Origin of the sequence: Acutalibacter intestini (genome assembly GCF_034334985.1) — a bacterium.
Taxonomy (GTDB): Bacteria; Bacillota; Clostridia; order Oscillospirales; family Acutalibacteraceae; genus Acutalibacter; species Acutalibacter intestini.
On sequence record NZ_JAWXXL010000010.1, the window covers coordinates 54751 to 70802 of the forward strand.

At 58.7% G+C, this 16052-nt stretch carries 16 protein-coding genes; 12 read left to right on the forward strand and 4 right to left on the reverse strand.

What is annotated here, in order from left to right:
• Positions 1–110: 110 nt before the first annotated feature.
• Both U8U68_RS09720 and U8U68_RS09725 read right to left on the reverse strand, forming a co-directional pair.
• Positions 111–1313, reverse strand: coding sequence for a sporulation protein YqfD (locus U8U68_RS09720; protein WP_322200615.1), 1203 nt, complete (start codon positions 1311–1313; stop codon positions 111–113).
• A 10-nt stretch (positions 1314–1323) separates the two neighbouring features.
• Positions 1324–1548 carry a YabP/YqfC family sporulation protein gene (locus U8U68_RS09725; RefSeq protein WP_322200616.1) on the reverse strand — a complete coding sequence of 75 codons (225 nt, stop codon included), beginning with the start codon at positions 1546–1548 and terminating at the stop codon, positions 1324–1326.
• Positions 1549–1886: 338 nt separating this feature from the next.
• On the opposite strand from U8U68_RS09725, the gene U8U68_RS09730 reads away from it, so the two are divergent.
• The 4 genes from U8U68_RS09730 (at position 1887) to U8U68_RS09745 (ending at position 4314) form a co-directional block, all read left to right on the forward strand.
• Positions 1887–3008 (forward strand): sporulation protein, encoded by a 1122-nt coding sequence (locus U8U68_RS09730; protein WP_322200617.1) that lies wholly within the window; start codon positions 1887–1889, stop codon positions 3006–3008.
• A 143-nt stretch (positions 3009–3151) separates the two neighbouring features.
• Positions 3152–3388, forward strand: coding sequence for a helix-turn-helix transcriptional regulator (locus tag U8U68_RS09735; RefSeq protein WP_322200657.1), 237 nt, complete (start codon positions 3152–3154; stop codon positions 3386–3388).
• 37 nt (positions 3389–3425) lie between these two features.
• Entirely contained in the window at positions 3426–3881 is a 456-nt protein-coding gene (locus U8U68_RS09740; RefSeq protein WP_322200618.1) for a hypothetical protein, read from the forward strand.
• 208 nt (positions 3882–4089) lie between these two features.
• Positions 4090–4314, forward strand: a complete 225-nt coding sequence (locus U8U68_RS09745; protein WP_322200619.1) for a hypothetical protein — start codon at positions 4090–4092, stop codon at positions 4312–4314.
• Positions 4315–4556: 242 nt separating this feature from the next.
• On the opposite strand, the gene U8U68_RS09750 is transcribed toward U8U68_RS09745, so the two are convergent.
• Both U8U68_RS09750 and U8U68_RS09755 read right to left on the reverse strand, forming a co-directional pair.
• Positions 4557–5087 (reverse strand): DUF1836 domain-containing protein, encoded by a 531-nt coding sequence (locus tag U8U68_RS09750; protein ID WP_322200620.1) that lies wholly within the window; start codon positions 5085–5087, stop codon positions 4557–4559.
• Between the two features lie 14 nt (positions 5088–5101).
• A complete protein-coding gene (locus U8U68_RS09755; protein ID WP_322200621.1) occupies positions 5102–5800 on the reverse strand; it encodes an HAD family hydrolase in 699 nt (232 codons plus the stop codon).
• Positions 5801–6087: 287 nt separating this feature from the next.
• Between U8U68_RS09755 and U8U68_RS09760 the strand changes: the two genes are divergently transcribed.
• The 8 genes from U8U68_RS09760 (at position 6088) to U8U68_RS09795 (ending at position 16040) form a co-directional block, all read left to right on the forward strand.
• Entirely contained in the window at positions 6088–8493 is a 2406-nt protein-coding gene (locus U8U68_RS09760; RefSeq protein WP_322200622.1) for an ATP-dependent helicase, read from the forward strand.
• Between the two features lie 4 nt (positions 8494–8497).
• On the forward strand, positions 8498–9193 hold the full coding sequence (locus tag U8U68_RS09765) for a carbon-nitrogen hydrolase family protein (protein WP_322200623.1): 696 nt from the start codon (positions 8498–8500) through the stop codon (positions 9191–9193).
• Between the two features lie 125 nt (positions 9194–9318).
• Positions 9319–9654: a GNAT family N-acetyltransferase gene (locus tag U8U68_RS09770; RefSeq protein WP_322200658.1), complete on the forward strand. Its 336-nt coding sequence runs from the start codon at positions 9319–9321 to the stop codon at positions 9652–9654.
• Between the two features lies 1 nt (position 9655).
• A complete protein-coding gene (locus U8U68_RS09775; protein WP_322200624.1) occupies positions 9656–11380 on the forward strand; it encodes an ABC transporter ATP-binding protein in 1725 nt (574 codons plus the stop codon).
• Positions 11377–13125 (forward strand): ABC transporter ATP-binding protein, encoded by a 1749-nt coding sequence (locus tag U8U68_RS09780; protein WP_322200625.1) that lies wholly within the window; start codon positions 11377–11379, stop codon positions 13123–13125. Before U8U68_RS09775 ends, U8U68_RS09780 begins: the two co-directional genes overlap by 4 nt.
• A 489-nt stretch (positions 13126–13614) precedes the next feature.
• A complete protein-coding gene (locus U8U68_RS09785; protein WP_322200626.1) occupies positions 13615–14466 on the forward strand; it encodes a dipicolinate synthase subunit DpsA in 852 nt (283 codons plus the stop codon).
• A gap of 27 nt (positions 14467–14493) precedes the next feature.
• Positions 14494–15057: a dipicolinate synthase subunit B gene (locus U8U68_RS09790; RefSeq protein WP_322200627.1), complete on the forward strand. Its 564-nt coding sequence runs from the start codon at positions 14494–14496 to the stop codon at positions 15055–15057.
• Positions 15058–15311: 254 nt separating this feature from the next.
• Positions 15312–16040, forward strand: a complete 729-nt coding sequence (locus U8U68_RS09795; protein ID WP_322200628.1) for an MBL fold metallo-hydrolase — start codon at positions 15312–15314, stop codon at positions 16038–16040.
• The last annotated feature ends 12 nt before the right edge of the window (positions 16041–16052 follow it).

Below are 16052 nucleotides of genomic sequence, written 5' to 3' on the forward strand. Positions count from 1 at the left end.
GGCATCTTGAAATACCGGACTGATACCAGTCAAATTATACCATATATTACCCGTTAGATTCAAGCCCAAAACATATGAAATATTGCCAAATTTTTTTGGGATTCGTTGGGCTATTTAACCGAAATTACCCGAAGCTCCCCAATCTCCTCCCGACAGCGGCACCGGGCGCTTAGCAGGCACATGTCCCCAGTCCAACGATATTCCAACGTTTCCTCCACCACGCTGCTGCCTTTTGGCAAAGCGGCCTTTTGGGCCGCCCGCAGCTTTTGCAGTGCCGCGGCCTGCTGCTCCTTTTTTGTCAAGGCCCGCTGTTCTTCTGTTAATGAGATAACCACCTGCCGCTCAAAGGCCAGGGGCAGTTCCACGTCCAAAGCCTGGGCGCGGGTCACTTCTGTATAAGACCGGATTTTACCCGCTGGAGTACTCCAGATCCCCAGAGGAATCCGCAGGCCAAATAGCTCCAGCCAGTACCGCTGCTGGCGCGGCCCCTCTATCTCCTGGGTGGCGGTGGCCCCGACCTGTACGGTAAATTCCCGGTAGGTCTCTGCCACCACTCGGCCCCGGGCGGGACCCGCCCGCTGGTAAAGTTTTTCCGGCTGGGGACCATAGGGGTCTGGGACCTCCTGATATAATCCCGCAATCAGCAGCTGCCCCTTGGTCACAATATCCCCGGGCTTTACCTCAGGACGTCCTTCCTGGGCCTCTACTGCCACAATCTGTCCTTCCCGGGAGGCTACAATGTTGGAAAATTCCCCGGCGTCCTCCACCTGGGGCTTTGCGGTACCCTCCTTTACGGCAATTTCCACAAAACAGCCATCGGTGTTCACAGCAGCCCAGCTGAGCTTGGGCACCTGGGCAATGATTCCGCTGCCCGCGTTTTTGGGGGAAAAGGACTCCCGGCTGGCGCCCACAAAGACTCCTTGGGCTTGGGCCGCGTCCAGAATCTCTCGCGGCGTGACAAATTCTTGGCCGCTAACGCTTACTCCCCAGATGAACCCGGACAAAAACCAGTATAAAGCTGCGCCGGCTAAGGCTCCTGCCAGCAGCCCTTTCCGACGCCCCAGCCGCCGCAGATGAAAGGGGAGCCCCCGCCGGCGAAGAACGCGGGTGCTTACCTGGCAGCGCCGGCAGACCGGCCGTATTTTTTTGTACGCGCTGGGCTTTACCCGAGCCACGGCTTTGCCATCCGCCCGGCGGAACCCCCAAAAGCCGAAGCCCCTTTTGGCCGCGATGGAGAAAAAGCGCGCCCCGTCCCCCCGTACCTGAAACTCGACATAACCCGAAAGCAGGTGAAAGATTCTCTCTAACACCATGACCGCCTCCCTAATAGCTGTATTCCACTCGGTCGATCATGCCTGTAATCATGGCCGAGTTTTCGGTCAGCCGCCGCAGCCGCAGCTGGCGGCCGGTAATGTGTATCGTGAGCCGTCCGGTGCGCAGGATGACCTTTTCTTCGTCATAGTCCATCACCCCATCGCAGCCATCCACCACGGCGCTGTGGTTGCCTGTGATAGAGAGTACGGCCCCGCATTTTGACTTCAGCTCCATAGTGCGCCTCCTTAAAAACTGATAGCCTAGAGTCTGTTTGAAAACCGGAAAAATGCTGGATTTTTGGCCAGGAACCAGAGGATTTAAGGAAAAAACCAAGAAGGGCTTGCCGCCTTTCGGGAGCTTTTGACACCGAAAGCTCCCTTTCTGGTCAAAACAGACGCTGGCCAAGAACAGAGGAAATAAAGCGCAAGGCGCTGTGGAGAAGCGTCTGCCAAGTCTGCCTGCCACGGCGTCAAAGCCTAGCCGCCCTGTGAAAGTAATATGCGCGGTCCCCAGAATGTATCACCTCCAGGGCTCATATACTGGCATTATTATGGCGAAAGGTCGTGGTTCTTTTGGAACGCCGGAAATATCTGCCAGCCCTGCCCAGCTTTCGGGCGGGGCTGTGCGCCCTGGGTTTTTTAACGGTCCTTCTGGCTCTGCTGCGCTATCCCCAGCAAGTACGCCAAAGCGTGGCGGCCAGTATCAGTCAATGCTTAACGGTATTGACCCCCTCGTTGTTCCCCTTTATGGTGCTCTCCAGCTTTGCGGTGGTTTCCCCGGCCGCCGCTGCCCTGGGTGGTCCTCTGGGGGGGCTTACCCGAAAGTTGTTCCGCTTACCCGGCCACTGTGCCGCACCAGTGCTTATGAGCTTTCTGGGGGGATACCCTGCCGGGGCCCGGGGGATCTCTCTTTTGCTGGAGCAGGGCCGCATCACCCAGGAGCAGGCCGGACGTATGCTGTTATTCTGTGTAAACCCCGGGGTGGCCTTTGTTATCACCTTTTTGGGTTGGGGGATGCTGGGCAGTGGGCGGCTGGGGCTGCTGCTGTTTGTCTCGGTTACGCTGACGGGGATTCTGCTGGGGGTTCTGGCGGCGTGGAAAGCCCCCCGGCCGGAGGAGGAGATTCTCCGGGAGGAGGCCCCGGGGGGAGGCGCACTGATACGCTCGGTCAATGAAGGGGCCCGCAGTGTGCTTTTGATGTGTGCATGTGTGGTGCTGTTTTCCGGTTTTACCGCGCTGCTCCACGGCAGCGGAGTTTATGGCTTTTTGGTGCGGCAGCTCAGCCGTATGGGAGGGTTAAGCCCCTTTCAGTGGGGGGCCGTGCTGTCTTTTGGGCTGGAAGTCACCGGCGGCGTGGGCGACGCGCTCCAGGCGGGGGCGGGGCCGGCGGTCTATGCCTTTGGGCTGGGGTTTGGGGGGCTTTGCGTGCACATGCAGGTGTTCGCGTTTTTCCCCCAACTGCCGGTAAAACGTTGGAAGTACTTTTTGTTCCGGTTGATGCACGGCCTGCTTTCAGCAGGGTGCTGCCTGCTGCTTCAGACCTTTTTGCCCCACGGGGCTTTGGCTGCCTGGGCTCCTGCCGGAACCCAGGGGGTGCGGGCATTCTCGGGAACAGCGGCAGGGGGCGCTTCGGTGCTGTTGATGTGCGGGGCCTTTTTACTGATGCTGGGGCAAAAGGAGACGCAAAATAAATGAGTAATACGGTATAGGTCCCGGCGGCACAGGGGCCTTCTCTTCTCAAAAAGGCGTTGGAAAAAACGCTTGACAAACCCCAGAAAATATGATAACATGAAGTAAACTTCACAGGAAGCGGGCTTCATATGAAAGGGGTGGTGAAGATCAAAAACCGTGTAAAAGAGCTGCGCACCGCTGGGGGGTTAACCCAGCAGCAACTGGCCCAGCGGGTGCATGTGTCTGCTCGAACCATTATTTCTATTGAGAAGGGCCAGTACAGCCCCTCGCTGATGCTTGCCTACCGGCTGGCCCAGGTTTTTGGCGCCACCATAGAGGAAGTCTGCTGCTTAAAGGAGAACTTGCTGCTGGAAAATGACCGCCTGGAACGGGAAAAGAAATAGAGCCGCGAAAGCGGGCTCTGGAAAGGGGAACGCACCGATGAAAGAGAGGAAAAGCACGACCTATACGGAAAAAATCCGGTGGCGGAACCGGGCCCTTTGGCTGCTTCTGGCGCTGATGCTGGCCTTTATGGTGGTAGTGGGCGAAACCGGCGGGGGCGACAGCCGGATGATGACAGACCTGGCAAACCTGACGTACCGGGTCATTTATTTTGGCGGGATGATCTGGGTGGGCGTTCGCATTCATCATAATAAGGCCCTGCTGAAAAACCGGCTTCTGCTGGAAGAGAAAATGCTGGAGGAACAGGACGAGCGCAGGCAGTACCTCCACGACAAAAGCGGCGGGCTGGTGGTGGATGTACTTTTGCTGTTCCTTTTGTTCACCACCACGGCTACAGCGCTGTATAATATGCCGGCGTTTTATATGTCCCTGGCAGCTCTGGCGGCGACCGTTTTGCTAAAGGCCGGAGCATACCTGGCGTACAGCCGCCTGTAAAAAGGCAGGGAGCTTTTGCGCGGCTTGCATCATCGCAGCTCCATGGGACCAGGTTCAATGGAGCCGGTCTTTGGCGCAAAAAGCGGCTCGTTTGCCAGCTTGGCCACTTGCCGCCGGTACGCAGTCATCCTGCGAAAGAACCACCACATGCTGCGCCGGATTTTCGCTTTTTTAAGTGAGTAAAAGAAGTTATCATGAGGTGAAAAGGATGTTCAAAAAGAAAAAAGCCCCCCTGTTTGGCGGGGAGATTCCTCCGGACTGCCAGTACTGCACGTACAATGGCGGGCCAGCGGGTAGCCCGGCGTGTACGCTGCATAAAAAGACAGAGGCAGCCCGCTGCAAGGCGTACCGATACGACCCTCTAAAGCGGGAGCCCCTCCCAGCGCCGCCTCTGCGCACGAGGGACTTTGACCCAGAGGACTTTAAGCTATAAGGCAACCCCGCACCATTCGCGGGTGGCGCCTTAAGCACCGTCTTGCTTGCAGATTTTCCGTGATAGGGCACAGCTTTCGCTGGTCAATGGTGAGATGGACGGCGCTCAATCTGTACACTCTGAAGAAAAATCTGACTGCCCAATACGGTACTTAGAATTCTGCGGGATTGCCATAAGACAAGAAAACAAAACGCCGGGCCCCGCATCATCCATTGGTCGGGGGCTCCGGCATTTTTTTCGGGCTATTTCTTTTCCGGCTGCTTCTCCTTGGCCAGCTCACACAGAATACGCTCTGCCGCAGCCCGTTTTGCGTTGGCCTCCGCCGCCAGGCGCAGGGCCTGCCGCCGGGGGCTTTCTCCAGCCTGGCAGCGCTGGGCCAGCTCTTGGCAGGTTTCCCGCACCGCGCCGGTATGGGCAGAAAGGAAAAGCTCGTACAGCTCGGGTCCCAGATCTTCGCCGTCCAGCAGGGTGACAATATCCTGTAGGGCCAGCACTTGTTTCAGCATACAGATGGTTATAAGTGCCGCTAGGTGCTGGCGGCTGTATTTTTTCTTTTCTGGGTGAGCCAGCACGCCGGTCTTTACATAGTTGTTGATCATGGAGTTGGTCAAAAGAAGATCATCCTCGTCCCGTTCAAAAAAGTGCAGACTATCCCGCAGGTATAAGAGCACTTGGTCCACATACAGGGGGATGGTGGGCAGCTGGTCCCAATCTGGGGGAGACAGGCGGGCCCCTTCTTCCGCCCAGTGGATAATCTTTTCGTTGGCGTCCAATGTGTTTCCCCCTTTCAGTCCAGCAGGTCCAGCAGGCCGGAGATTGTTTCGATCACAGGAACGCCCTCCGGGGCCACTGGGGCGCCCGGCAGAGCCCGTATCAGCACAGGATGAATGCCCGCGGCCCGGGCGCCTTCCAGATTCTTGGGCAGATCGTCCACAAAGAGGGTTTCTTCAGCGGGCAGGCCCATTTTTTCTAGGGCGTCCTCATACATCCTGGGGTCCGGCTTCAGGGTTCCCAGGGCAAAGCTGTAGGTGGCGCAGTCAAAGTACCGCAAAATATCCATATATTCCAGCTGGGGCACAATGGAGGGCCAGGTGTCTGAAATAATGCCCAGCCGGTACCGGCCCCGCAGGGCCTTCAGGGTGGCTTTGGTATCGTCAAAAAGCCGGTAATTTCCCCTCTTGTCCAGCTTGTCCCGGGTCACCAGACCAAGCTCTTCTTGGGTCAGGGATAGGCCCAGCCCCTTTGCCACGGTGGTGTAATACTGTAGAAAGCGCTGGTATTCCTCATCCAGACCGGTCAGCAGGTGGTCGCTGTGCAGCACCCGGCCGGCCTCCTCCATCATAGGGGCGGCCTGGGGGCTGCCCAGGGCTTCCCGGGGGAAATAGCGGTAGGCCAGATCTGAGAACATCCAGCTGCCCGAGGGCGGATACAACAGGGTGCCGCCCAGGTCGAAAAAAATGCCTTTGATATGTTTGAGTTTTTCCATGGGGAAGGTCCTTTCTTGTTTTTAGACAATAGCAAAGGGGGATGGGATACATTACAAAGTTCCCTGGCCCTCTTTGCTTGGCAAAGCCAGGTAAAGGGATCGTTAAGCCCTGGCCCAACCGCCAGGCGGCACGGCGAAACGGTTTTGGCTTGCCGGTTTCCGGTTCTCTTCTATTCTAAAGCTTAGCGGGGGATTTGTCAAATTTTTTCACCGGCCGTTGCCTTTCGCCGCCCATTATGGTAAAATTATCCGGAGACTATTATATAAGAGAGGACAGGGCAAACCTTATGGCATATGAGAAAGAGGAAATCATAGAGCTGCGCCGCCGGGTGCTGGAAAAGGACTTTTCCCGTATGAACCAGCGCCAGCAGGAGGCGGTGTTTTGGACGGACGGTCCCCTGCTGATTTTGGCCGGAGCCGGCAGCGGTAAAACCACGGTGCTGGTAAACCGCATTGCCAACCTGGTGCGCTATGGCAAGGCCTACAATAACGCCTTTGTTCAGCCGGAATTTTCCGAAGAGGACGCCGCCGCCTGCCAGAACTACCTACGGGGGGGGCAGCTCTCCGAGATTACCCGGGCGCGGCTTTCGGTTTCAGCCTGCCGGCCCTGGAAGATTATGGCCATCACCTTTACCAATAAAGCGGCGGGGGAGCTGAAAGACCGCCTGTGCGCCATGCTGGGCAGCGAAGGAGAGGATATTTTCGCCTCCACCTTCCACTCTGGCTGCGCTCGAATGCTCCGCCGGGACGGGGACCGGCTGGGCTACACCAGCCACTTTACCATTTATGATACCGACGACAGCCGCCGGCTGATGAAGGATGTGATGCGGGACCTGGAGATTAACGAGAAGTCCCTCTCCCATAAGGCGATTCTGGGGGAGATCTCCCGGGCAAAGGACAGCCTGATCTCTCCGGAGGAGTTCGAGGACCAGGCGGGCAATGACTTCCGGCTAAAGGTGGTGGCCAGGGCCTACAAGGCCTACCAGCACAGGCTGGAGAACAACGACGCCATGGACTTTGACGACCTGCTGGCAAACACGGTGCGCCTCTTTAAAAAATGCCCCGACGTGCTGGAATATTACCAGGACCGCTTCCGCTATATCATGGTGGACGAGTACCAGGACACCAACCACGCCCAGTACGAGTTTGTCAGTCTTTTGGCCAAAAAGCACAATAACCTGTGTGTGGTGGGCGACGACGACCAGAGTATTTACGGGTTCCGGGGGGCGACCATTGAGAATATCCTAAACTTCGAGCAGGATTTTCCTGGGGCCAAGGTGGTGCGCTTAGAGCAGAACTACCGCTCTACCCAGAATATCTTGGACGCGGCTAACGCGGTGATCGCCAACAACCGGGAGCGCAAGGGCAAGACCCTGTGGACCGCCGCTGGGGCCGGGGAGAAGATCCGCCTGCACACCGCGGAAAACGAGCAGGACGAGGCCCAGCGGGTGGCGAAAACCATTCTGGACGGGGTGGCAGGGGGCCGGAAATTTTCGGACTACGCCATTCTCTACCGGATGAACAGCCAGTCCCTAAGCTTTGAGAGAATGTTTGCCAAGCAGGGCGTGCCCCACCGCATCCTGGGCGGCACCCGGTTCTTTGACCGCAAAGAGGTGCGGGATATGATTGCCTATCTAAGCGTGATCAACAACCCCGGGGACGAGGTACGGCTGCGGCGCATTATCAACACCCCCAAGCGGGGGGTGGGGGAAAAGACGGTGGACACCGCCGCCCAGATTGGCCAGCAGGTGGGGAAAAGCCTGTTCCAGGTGATCTCCCACCCGGGAGACTACCCGGCCATCTCCCGGGCCGGGAACAAGCTGCTGCCCTTTGTGGCCATGATGAACAGCCTGATGGAAAAGAACGAGGGGGGCATGGCGCCCAGCGAGCTGTATGCCCAGCTGCTGGAGGACACCGGCTACCTGATGTTCTTAAAAACCGATGAGCCGGCTTCGGCAGAGGACCGGGCGGAGAACGTGCAGGAGCTCTCTACCATGCTCCAGCGCTACGAGCAGGAAAATGGGGAAGAGGCCAGCCTCTCCGGGTTTTTGGAGGAAGTCTCCCTGTTCACGGACATTGACAATTACGACGCGGCGGCGGACTCGGTGGTGCTTATGACCGTCCACTCTGCCAAGGGACTGGAGTTCCCGGTGGTGTTCCTGCCTGGCTGGGAGGAGGGGGTATTTCCTGGCAACGCGGTGCTGTACGACCCCTCTCAGGTCGAGGAGGAGCGCCGCCTGGCCTATGTGGCCATCACCCGGGCCCGGGAGGAGCTGTACATCTACAACGCCGAGAGCCGGATGATCTTCGGCTCCACCAATCGCAACCGGCTCTCCCGCTTCGCCCAGGAGGTACCCGAAGAGCTTACCGAGCGCAGCCGTTCCCGGGAGTATGCCTACCGGCCGGAGTCTTTGGGCCAGACGCCTCTTGGGGGGGCGCAGGGTCTACAGAGTCCAGGCCTACAGGGGAGCCAGCGGCCCGCGGGGGGCCTGCCCAGCTACCGGCCCAAGCCCCACGCGCCCTCTCCGGCGGGCACATATAGGCCTGGGGATATGGTACAGCATAAGACCTTTGGCACGGGCATGATTCTAACGGCCAAGCCCATGGCCAATGATACCCTGCTGGAAATTGCCTTTGACAAAGTGGGCACCAAAAAGCTGATGGCAAACTTCGCCCGGCTGGAAAAGCTGTAGTCCCATGGCAAAGCTGGTGCTGGCCGTGCCCAGGCGGTTTGCGGCAAAGGAGGAGCTTATCAGGCTCTTGGGGGAGGGGGATGCGGACCTGTACCTGTTCCCCGAGGGCTTCCTGCGGAACGAGGACGAGCTGTCCCTGGCCCTTGAGCTTAGCGGGCAGATAGAGGGCACCATCATTACCGGATGCCAACGGGGCGGCAGGGAATTGGCTCTGATCTTAGAAGGGGGTCGGGTGGCGGACCAGTACGCCAAGTGCGTCCTCACTGCCGGAGAGAGGGAGAAGGGCAAGCGGCCGGGGGAGCGTATTCGCTGCCTGAACACCCAGTGGGGCAGACTGGCCGTGCCCATCTGCTATGAGCTCCACTTTCCCGAAGTCTGCCGGATCATGGCTTTAGAGGCCCCCGTGCTGATGGTGAACATCATCGGCACAGGGATGTACCACCGTCTACAGTATGAGCAGTGGCGGGCCCTGGCCCGAGCCCGGGCCATTGAGAACGAGACCCCTGTGGCGGGCTGCTGCCATTTCTGCGGGGAGATCCCCCTGGCCTTTGCCTTTGGCGGAGACGGGGAGCCCCTGCTGGAAAAGGCAGGGGTGCGGGGGGCTTTTTCGGTGGAGGTAGACCTGGGTCCCCAGCGGCCTATTGGCTACTTCGCGGACCGCAGGCCGGAACTGTTCGTTCCCCTGTGTAAGGAGGAATAAATATCATCACAAAGATAGAGAATAAAGACCAAAAGGAGGCCCTCTGCCGGGAGATTTTAAAGGGCCTGCCCCAGTGGTTCGGCATTTCGGAAGCTATAGAGGAGTACGCTGCCGCCTGCCGCCAGCTGCCCCTGTGGGCAGACCTGGAACAGGGGCGGGCTCGGGGGTTCATCGCCTACCGGCCCACCAGTCTCTGGGCGGGGGAGGTCTACGTTATGGCGGTAGAAGGGGCGCTCCACCGGCGGGGGCTGGGTCGAGGGTTGTTCCGGGCCCTGTACGCCTATGCCCAGGAGCGGGGCTGCCGGTTCCTCACGGTGAAAACAGTGGAGCCGGGGCGCTATGAAAGTTACGACGGGACCAACCGCTTTTACCAGAGCCTGGGGTTTTTGCCTTTGGAGTGCTTTCCCACCCTTTGGGATGAGGCCAACCCCTGCCAGATTTATATTATGGAAGTGAAATAGAATGAAAAAGCTCCTATTCTATTTAAAGGAGTACCGAAAAGAATGCGTCCTGGGGCCCTTGTTCAAGCTGCTGGAGGCCTCTTTCGAGCTCATGGTGCCCCTGGTGATGCGGGCTGTCATTGATACTGGCATTGCCCACCAGGACCAAAACTACATTATCCGCATGTGCCTGGTGCTGGTGGCCCTGGGCGTGGTGGGGCTGGTCTGTTCCATTACCGCCCAGTTCTTCGCGGCTAAGGCCTCGGTGGGCTTCGCGGCCAAGGTTCGGGCAGCCCTGTTTGGGCACATCCAAAGCCTGGGCTTTGCCGAGATGGACCGCGAGGGGCCCGCCACCCTGATCACCCGTATGACCAGCGACATTAACCAGGTGCAGAACGGCATGAACCTTACCCTACGCCTGCTTCTGCGCTCGCCCTTTGTGGTGTTCGGGGCAATGGTCATGGCCTTTGCCATTGACTGGAAGGCGGCCCTTATTTTTGTGGCGGTGATTCCCCTGCTGTCCATTGTGGTGTTTGGGGTAATGCTGTGGACCATGCCCCGCTATAAGCAGGTGCAGCAGGGGCTGGACAAGGTGCTGGGCATCACCCGGGAAAACCTTACCGGTGTGCGGGTGGTCCGGGCCTTTGGCCGGGAGGAGGATGAAGCCGCGGCTTTCCAGGCAGAGAACAACGCCCTGACCCATTTACAGGAGTTTGTGGGCAAGGTTTCCGCTCTTATGAATCCGGTGACCTATGTGCTCATCAACCTGGGGGCCGTGGTCCTGGTCTGGGTGGGGGCCCTGCGGGTGGACACAGGCATGATTACCCAGGGGGCGGTGGTGGCCCTGCTAAACTACATGTCTCAAATCCTGGTGGAGCTGGTAAAGCTGGCTAACCTGATTATTAATATTACCAAGGCCCTGGCTTGCGCCAACCGGGTCGCTGCCGTGCTGGAGATCCAGCCAGGCCTTTGCTCTCCGGAAAAGGGCGTTTCTGGCAGTGGCGCGGGGGTAGAGTTCCGGGAAGTGTCCCTCACCTACCAGGGGGCGGGCGCCCCCACCCTAACGGGTCTCAGCTTTACCGTGAAGCCTGGCCAGACGGTGGGGATTATCGGGAGTACCGGCAGCGGAAAGACCTCTTTGGTCAACCTGATTCCCCGGTTTTATGAAGCAACAGAAGGCCAGGTGCTGGTGGGCGGCGTGGACGTCCGCCAGCAGCCCCTGGAGGAGCTGCGGCAGAAAATCGGCGTGGTGCCCCAAAAGGCCGTGCTCTTTGGGGGCACGGTGCGGCAGAACCTGCTGTGGGGCCGGGGGGACGCCTCGGACCAGGAGCTGTGGCAGGCCCTGGAGACCGCCCAGGCCAGGGAGTTTATGGAGCAAAAGCCCAAGGGCCTGGAAGAGCCGGTGGAGCAAGGGGGCCGGAACTTTTCCGGGGGCCAGCGCCAGCGGCTGACCATTGCCAGAGCCCTGGTAAGAGGGCCGGAGATCCTGATTTTGGACGATAGTGCCAGTGCCCTGGACTTTGCCACAGACGCCAGGCTTCGGCAGGCCCTTGCTGGCCTGCCAGGCCGGCCCACGGTGTTTATTGTCAGCCAGCGGGCCTCTTCCATCCGCCACGCTGATCTGATTATCGTGCTGGACGAGGGCCGGGCCGTTGGGCTGGGCACCCATGACCAACTTTTAGAAAACTGCGGAGTTTACCGGGAGATTTACGAGTCCCAGTTTGAGAAGGGAGGGAAGCGGACATGAGGCAGAGGGCCAAAAAGGGCACGTTAAAAAAAGTGCTGCAATATATCCGGCGCTACTGGCTGCTGGTGGGGTTGTCTGTTTTACTGGCGGCGGTTTCGGTGGCCGCTTCCCTATATATTCCCATCCTCACCGGCCATGCGGTGGACCAGATTGTGGGCCCGGGCCAGGTGGACTTTGGGGCGGTTTTCTCCATTCTGGTCCAAATCGGCGTGGTCATTGCCGCGGCGGCCCTGGCTCAGTGGGTGATGAGCGTAATCAATAACCGGGTCACCTACCGGGTGGTTCGAGACATCCGTAACGAGGCGTTTCAAAGGCTTCAGCGCCTGCCCCTGAAATATATTGACGCCCACCCCGCTGGGGAGGTGGTCAGCCGGGTGATCGCGGACGTGGACCAGTTTGCCGATGGCCTTTTGATGGGCTTTACCCAGCTGTTTACCGGTGTCATTACCATTTTGGGCACCCTGGGCTTCATGCTTTCGGTGAACGTGACCATCACCCTGGTGGTAGTGCTCATTACCCCGGTCTCTCTGGTGGTAGCGGCCTTTATTGCCAAAAGTACCTACAATATGTTCCGCCAGCAGTCTCAGGTGCGGGGGGAGCAGACCGGCTTTGTAGAGGAGATGGTGGGCAGCCAAAAGGTGGTGCGGGCCTTTGGCCAAGAGAAAAATGCCATGGAACGCTTTGGCGAGATCAACGAGCGCCTGCGCCGCTGCTCCCTAAAGGCCATCTTCTTTTCCTCCATCACAAACCCCTCCACCCGTTTTGTCAATTCCCTGGTGTATACCGGGGTGGGCATTGTGGGGGCCCTGTCTGTGGTGGGCGGGGGGCTCACCGTGGGACAGCTCTCCTGCTTTTTAAGCTATGCCAACCAGTACACCAAGCCCTTCAACGAGATCTCCGGGGTGGTCACCGAGCTGCAAAACGCCCTGGCCTGTGCCGCCCGGGTGTTCGAGCTCATAGAGGAGGAGCCCCAGGCCCCCGACGCCCCCGACGCCCTGGTTCTAGGCACGGCTCAGGGCCGGGTGGCGGTGGACCAGGTAGACTTTGCCTACCGGCCCGGCCAGCGGCTCATCGAGGATTTTAACCTACAGGTGGCCCCGGGCAGCCGGGTGGCCCTGGTGGGCCCCACTGGCTGCGGCAAGACCACGGTGATCAACCTTCTGATGCGCTTTTACGATGTGAACAGCGGAGCTATTTTGGTAGACGGCACAGACGTCCGGCAGATCACCCGCCACAGCCTGCGCCGCAATTTCGGTATGGTGCTGCAAGACACCTGGCTGAAGCAGGGCACAGTGCGGGAGAACATTGCCTACAGCCGGCCGGAGGCCAGCCCCGAAGAGGTGGTGGCCGCCGCCAAGAGCGCCCACGCCCACAGCTTTATCCAGCGGCTGCCAAAGGGCTACGACACGGTCATCGGGGAGGACCTGGGGGGCCTAAGCCAGGGACAGAAGCAGCTGCTGTGCATTGCCCGGGTCATGCTAAGCCTGCCGCCCATGCTGATTCTGGATGAAGCGACCTCCTCTATTGACACCCGCACGGAGATCCGCATTCAGCGGGCCTTTGCCAAAATGATGAAGGGCCGCACCAGCTTTGTGGTTGCCCACCGGCTTTCCACCATCCGAGACGCGGACACCATTTTGGTGATGAAGGATGGACATATCATCGAGCAGGGTAACCACCAGGAGCTGCTGGAAAAGGGAGGCTTCTACGCCCAGCTGTATAATAGTCAGTTCAGCGTCACATAAGGAGAAGACCATGGAGAAGAGAAATGGGCCCCTGATTCGGGACGCGTTCTAGGCTGATTGGAAGAGCGGCCGGTATGGAACCCTGGGCCCTGGAGGTTTTGGAGACCCGTGCCGACGGGCTGTGCATATACCCCCACCAGCTGCCGGATACAATCGCATGGTATTTTGAGAGAGGGCCGCTTTGCGGCTCTCTTTGTTTTGTTAGCAGGATTCAAAAGAAGGAGAGCGAATCTTTTGAACTTGGGCGGCAAAGCCGATTTTCAAGGGGGCTTACTATATTTCACCAAAACCCCGCCTCTGCCATACTATGGAATATCCCCCAGGGGCGGGGCAAGCCCTATGGTATAGTTAACGCGGTTCAAAATAAGGTATTCCACTTGTTTTGAACCGGGCAGCTTCGCTACTCCGCTTAAAAAAACGGTAAATACCGGTTTTTTATTAAGTGCGTTTCCTATAACTATCTTCATCAACCGAAAGGATGGGTCTGATATGATCAGTGCCTTTGGCATAGCAGGCGGGGACCTGCGGCAGATCTACTTGGCTAGGGCCCTAGCTAACGATGGCTGCCGGGTCTACCTTAGCTGCCTGGAAAATGCCCCTGGCCGGGAGGGGTTTCCCCAGGTGGGGCTTTCTCTGCTGGCGGAAAAATGCGAAGCCGTTCTGCTGCCTCTGCCTGCCACCCGGGACGGGCTTTACCTGAATACGCCCCTTTCCAACATGGAGATCCGGCTGGATGACAGCTTTGCCCGGATGTTCGGGGGCAGACGGGTCTTTGGGGGCATGATGGCGAAGCTGGTGGCCTCGTCGTCCTTATGGCAGCAGGTGCGCTACGGTGATTATTACGCCCGGGAGGAGCTGGTAGCCGGCAACGCCTATCTGACCGCCGAGGGCGCGGTGGCTCTGGCGGTACAGGAGCACCCGGGCACCCTGGGCGGCGCCCGGTGCCTGGTAACAGGCTATGGGCGCATTGGAAAGGCCCTGTGCGGCATGCTGCGGGGCATGGGGGCCCAGGTGTTTTGCGGCGCCCGAAAGGACAGCGACCTTACCTGTATCCGGGCCGCGGGATACCAGGCCCTTCGTTATGGGGAGATTGCCCGGCCCTTTGATCTGATTTTCAATACTGTGCCCGCCCGGGTCATTGGCGAAGAGGCCCTGGCCTGCCAGAGCCAGGACGCATTGGCCGTTGAACTGGCCTCGGCTCCCGGCGGCATTGATCTGGAGGCCGCCGAAGCCGCCGGGGTGCGGGTGCTGTTAGCCCCGTCTCTGCCGGGACGGATGTCGCCCAAGGCCTCGGGAGAGCTGATTCAGGAAGCGGTCTATCATATGCTGCGGGAGGAGTAGAGCATTTACGAAAGGAGATGGTATACTATGCAAACGCTGGGGTTTGCCATGTGCGGTTCTTTCTGCACCCTGGACAGAGCCATGGAGCAAATGGCAGAGCTAAGCGGGGACTATGCCCTGCTGCCCATTATGTCGGAAAACGTCTATACCACAGATACCCGGTTTGGCAAAGCCGCGGACTTTATTCGCCAAGGGGAGAAAACCACAGGCCGAAAGGTGCTGCACACCATTGTGGAGGTGGAGCCCCTGGGCCCTAAGGGACTGGTAGACGCTATGGTGGTGTGCCCATGCACAGGGAACACCTTGTCAAAGCTGGCGCTGGGGATTACCGACACGCCGGTGACCATGGCGGTAAAGTCCTCCCTGCGGGTGGGGCTGCCGGTGGTTATTTGCCTGGCCAGCAACGACGCCCTGGCGGCATCGGGGCAGAACGCCGCCCGGCTGATGAATACCAAAAACGTGTACTTTGTGCCCTTGCGTCAGGATGACCCAGTGAAAAAACCCTTTTCTCTGGTGGCGGACTTTTCCCTGCTAAAAGAGACTGTGGCCGCTGCCCTGGCGGGCCGGCAGCTACAGCCTATATTCGTATAATATAATAAGAAACATTACTATATATACGAATAAAAATTTAGTTGCGTATAATTCCTGCCGGCTCTTGACAAATGAAAGGGTACGTGGTATGTTGAAGGCAGTGCCATAGGGTGCTGCCTTTCGGCTTATTCCAACAGACTTCTGCGCAAAAGGGGTTTTGTAAAAATGGCGGGAGAGTTCCGGAGGCAAATCCCCAGGGGCGTCGAATGTGTTTTATTCCACAAGAGCTCTAAATAAAAAGGGGGCGGCGGCATATGGATGAGCTGCGCCAGACCGGTGCGGATGGTTTTTATTTGGAGAGCCCCGCCAGGGTGGGGCTTGTGCGGCTGGAGGAGTCCCGGGGGTGCCAGAGCTTTGCGCCGGGCATTGAGTGCGCTTTTACCTGCCACCCGGTGCTGGAGCCGGCTTTTTTGTACGGCGGCTTCCCTATGAAGGAGCTGCGGCACAAATTTCTTATGGCCCAGGAGAGCCGCGCCCGCCCCCTGGACCCAGAGCGGCTGCCCGGGGGGCCTGCGGGCTGTGTCCCTGCCCGGATATTTTTTCATATGGTGAGCTTTACCACCCGGGACCATGTGATGTATTTGGCCGACTGCCTTTCCACCCGGGAGACGCGGGAAAAGTGCAAGGTCAACTTTATTTATGATGTGGCTGCTTACCTGGATACCTTGGAACAGGTGAAAGCCATGAAAGCGTCCCTGTTTGTACCATCCCACGCTCCGGTAACAGAGAATATTCGGGAGCCGGCCCAGTACAACATGGACAAAACCACGGAATTGGGGGAGACCATCGCGGGTCTTTGTAAAGAGCCCGGCAGCTTTGAGGAAGTTTTGTCAAAGCTATGTGGGCTGCTTAGCATAGAGCTGAACGTTCAGCGGTACGCCCTGGTGGGCAGCACGGTGCGCTTGTTTTTGTTCTGGTTAAAGGACCAGGGAAGGCTAACAGTGTGGTTTGCCGGGGGCCGTATGCTGTGGAGGATGGTATAGGCGGCATAGGGC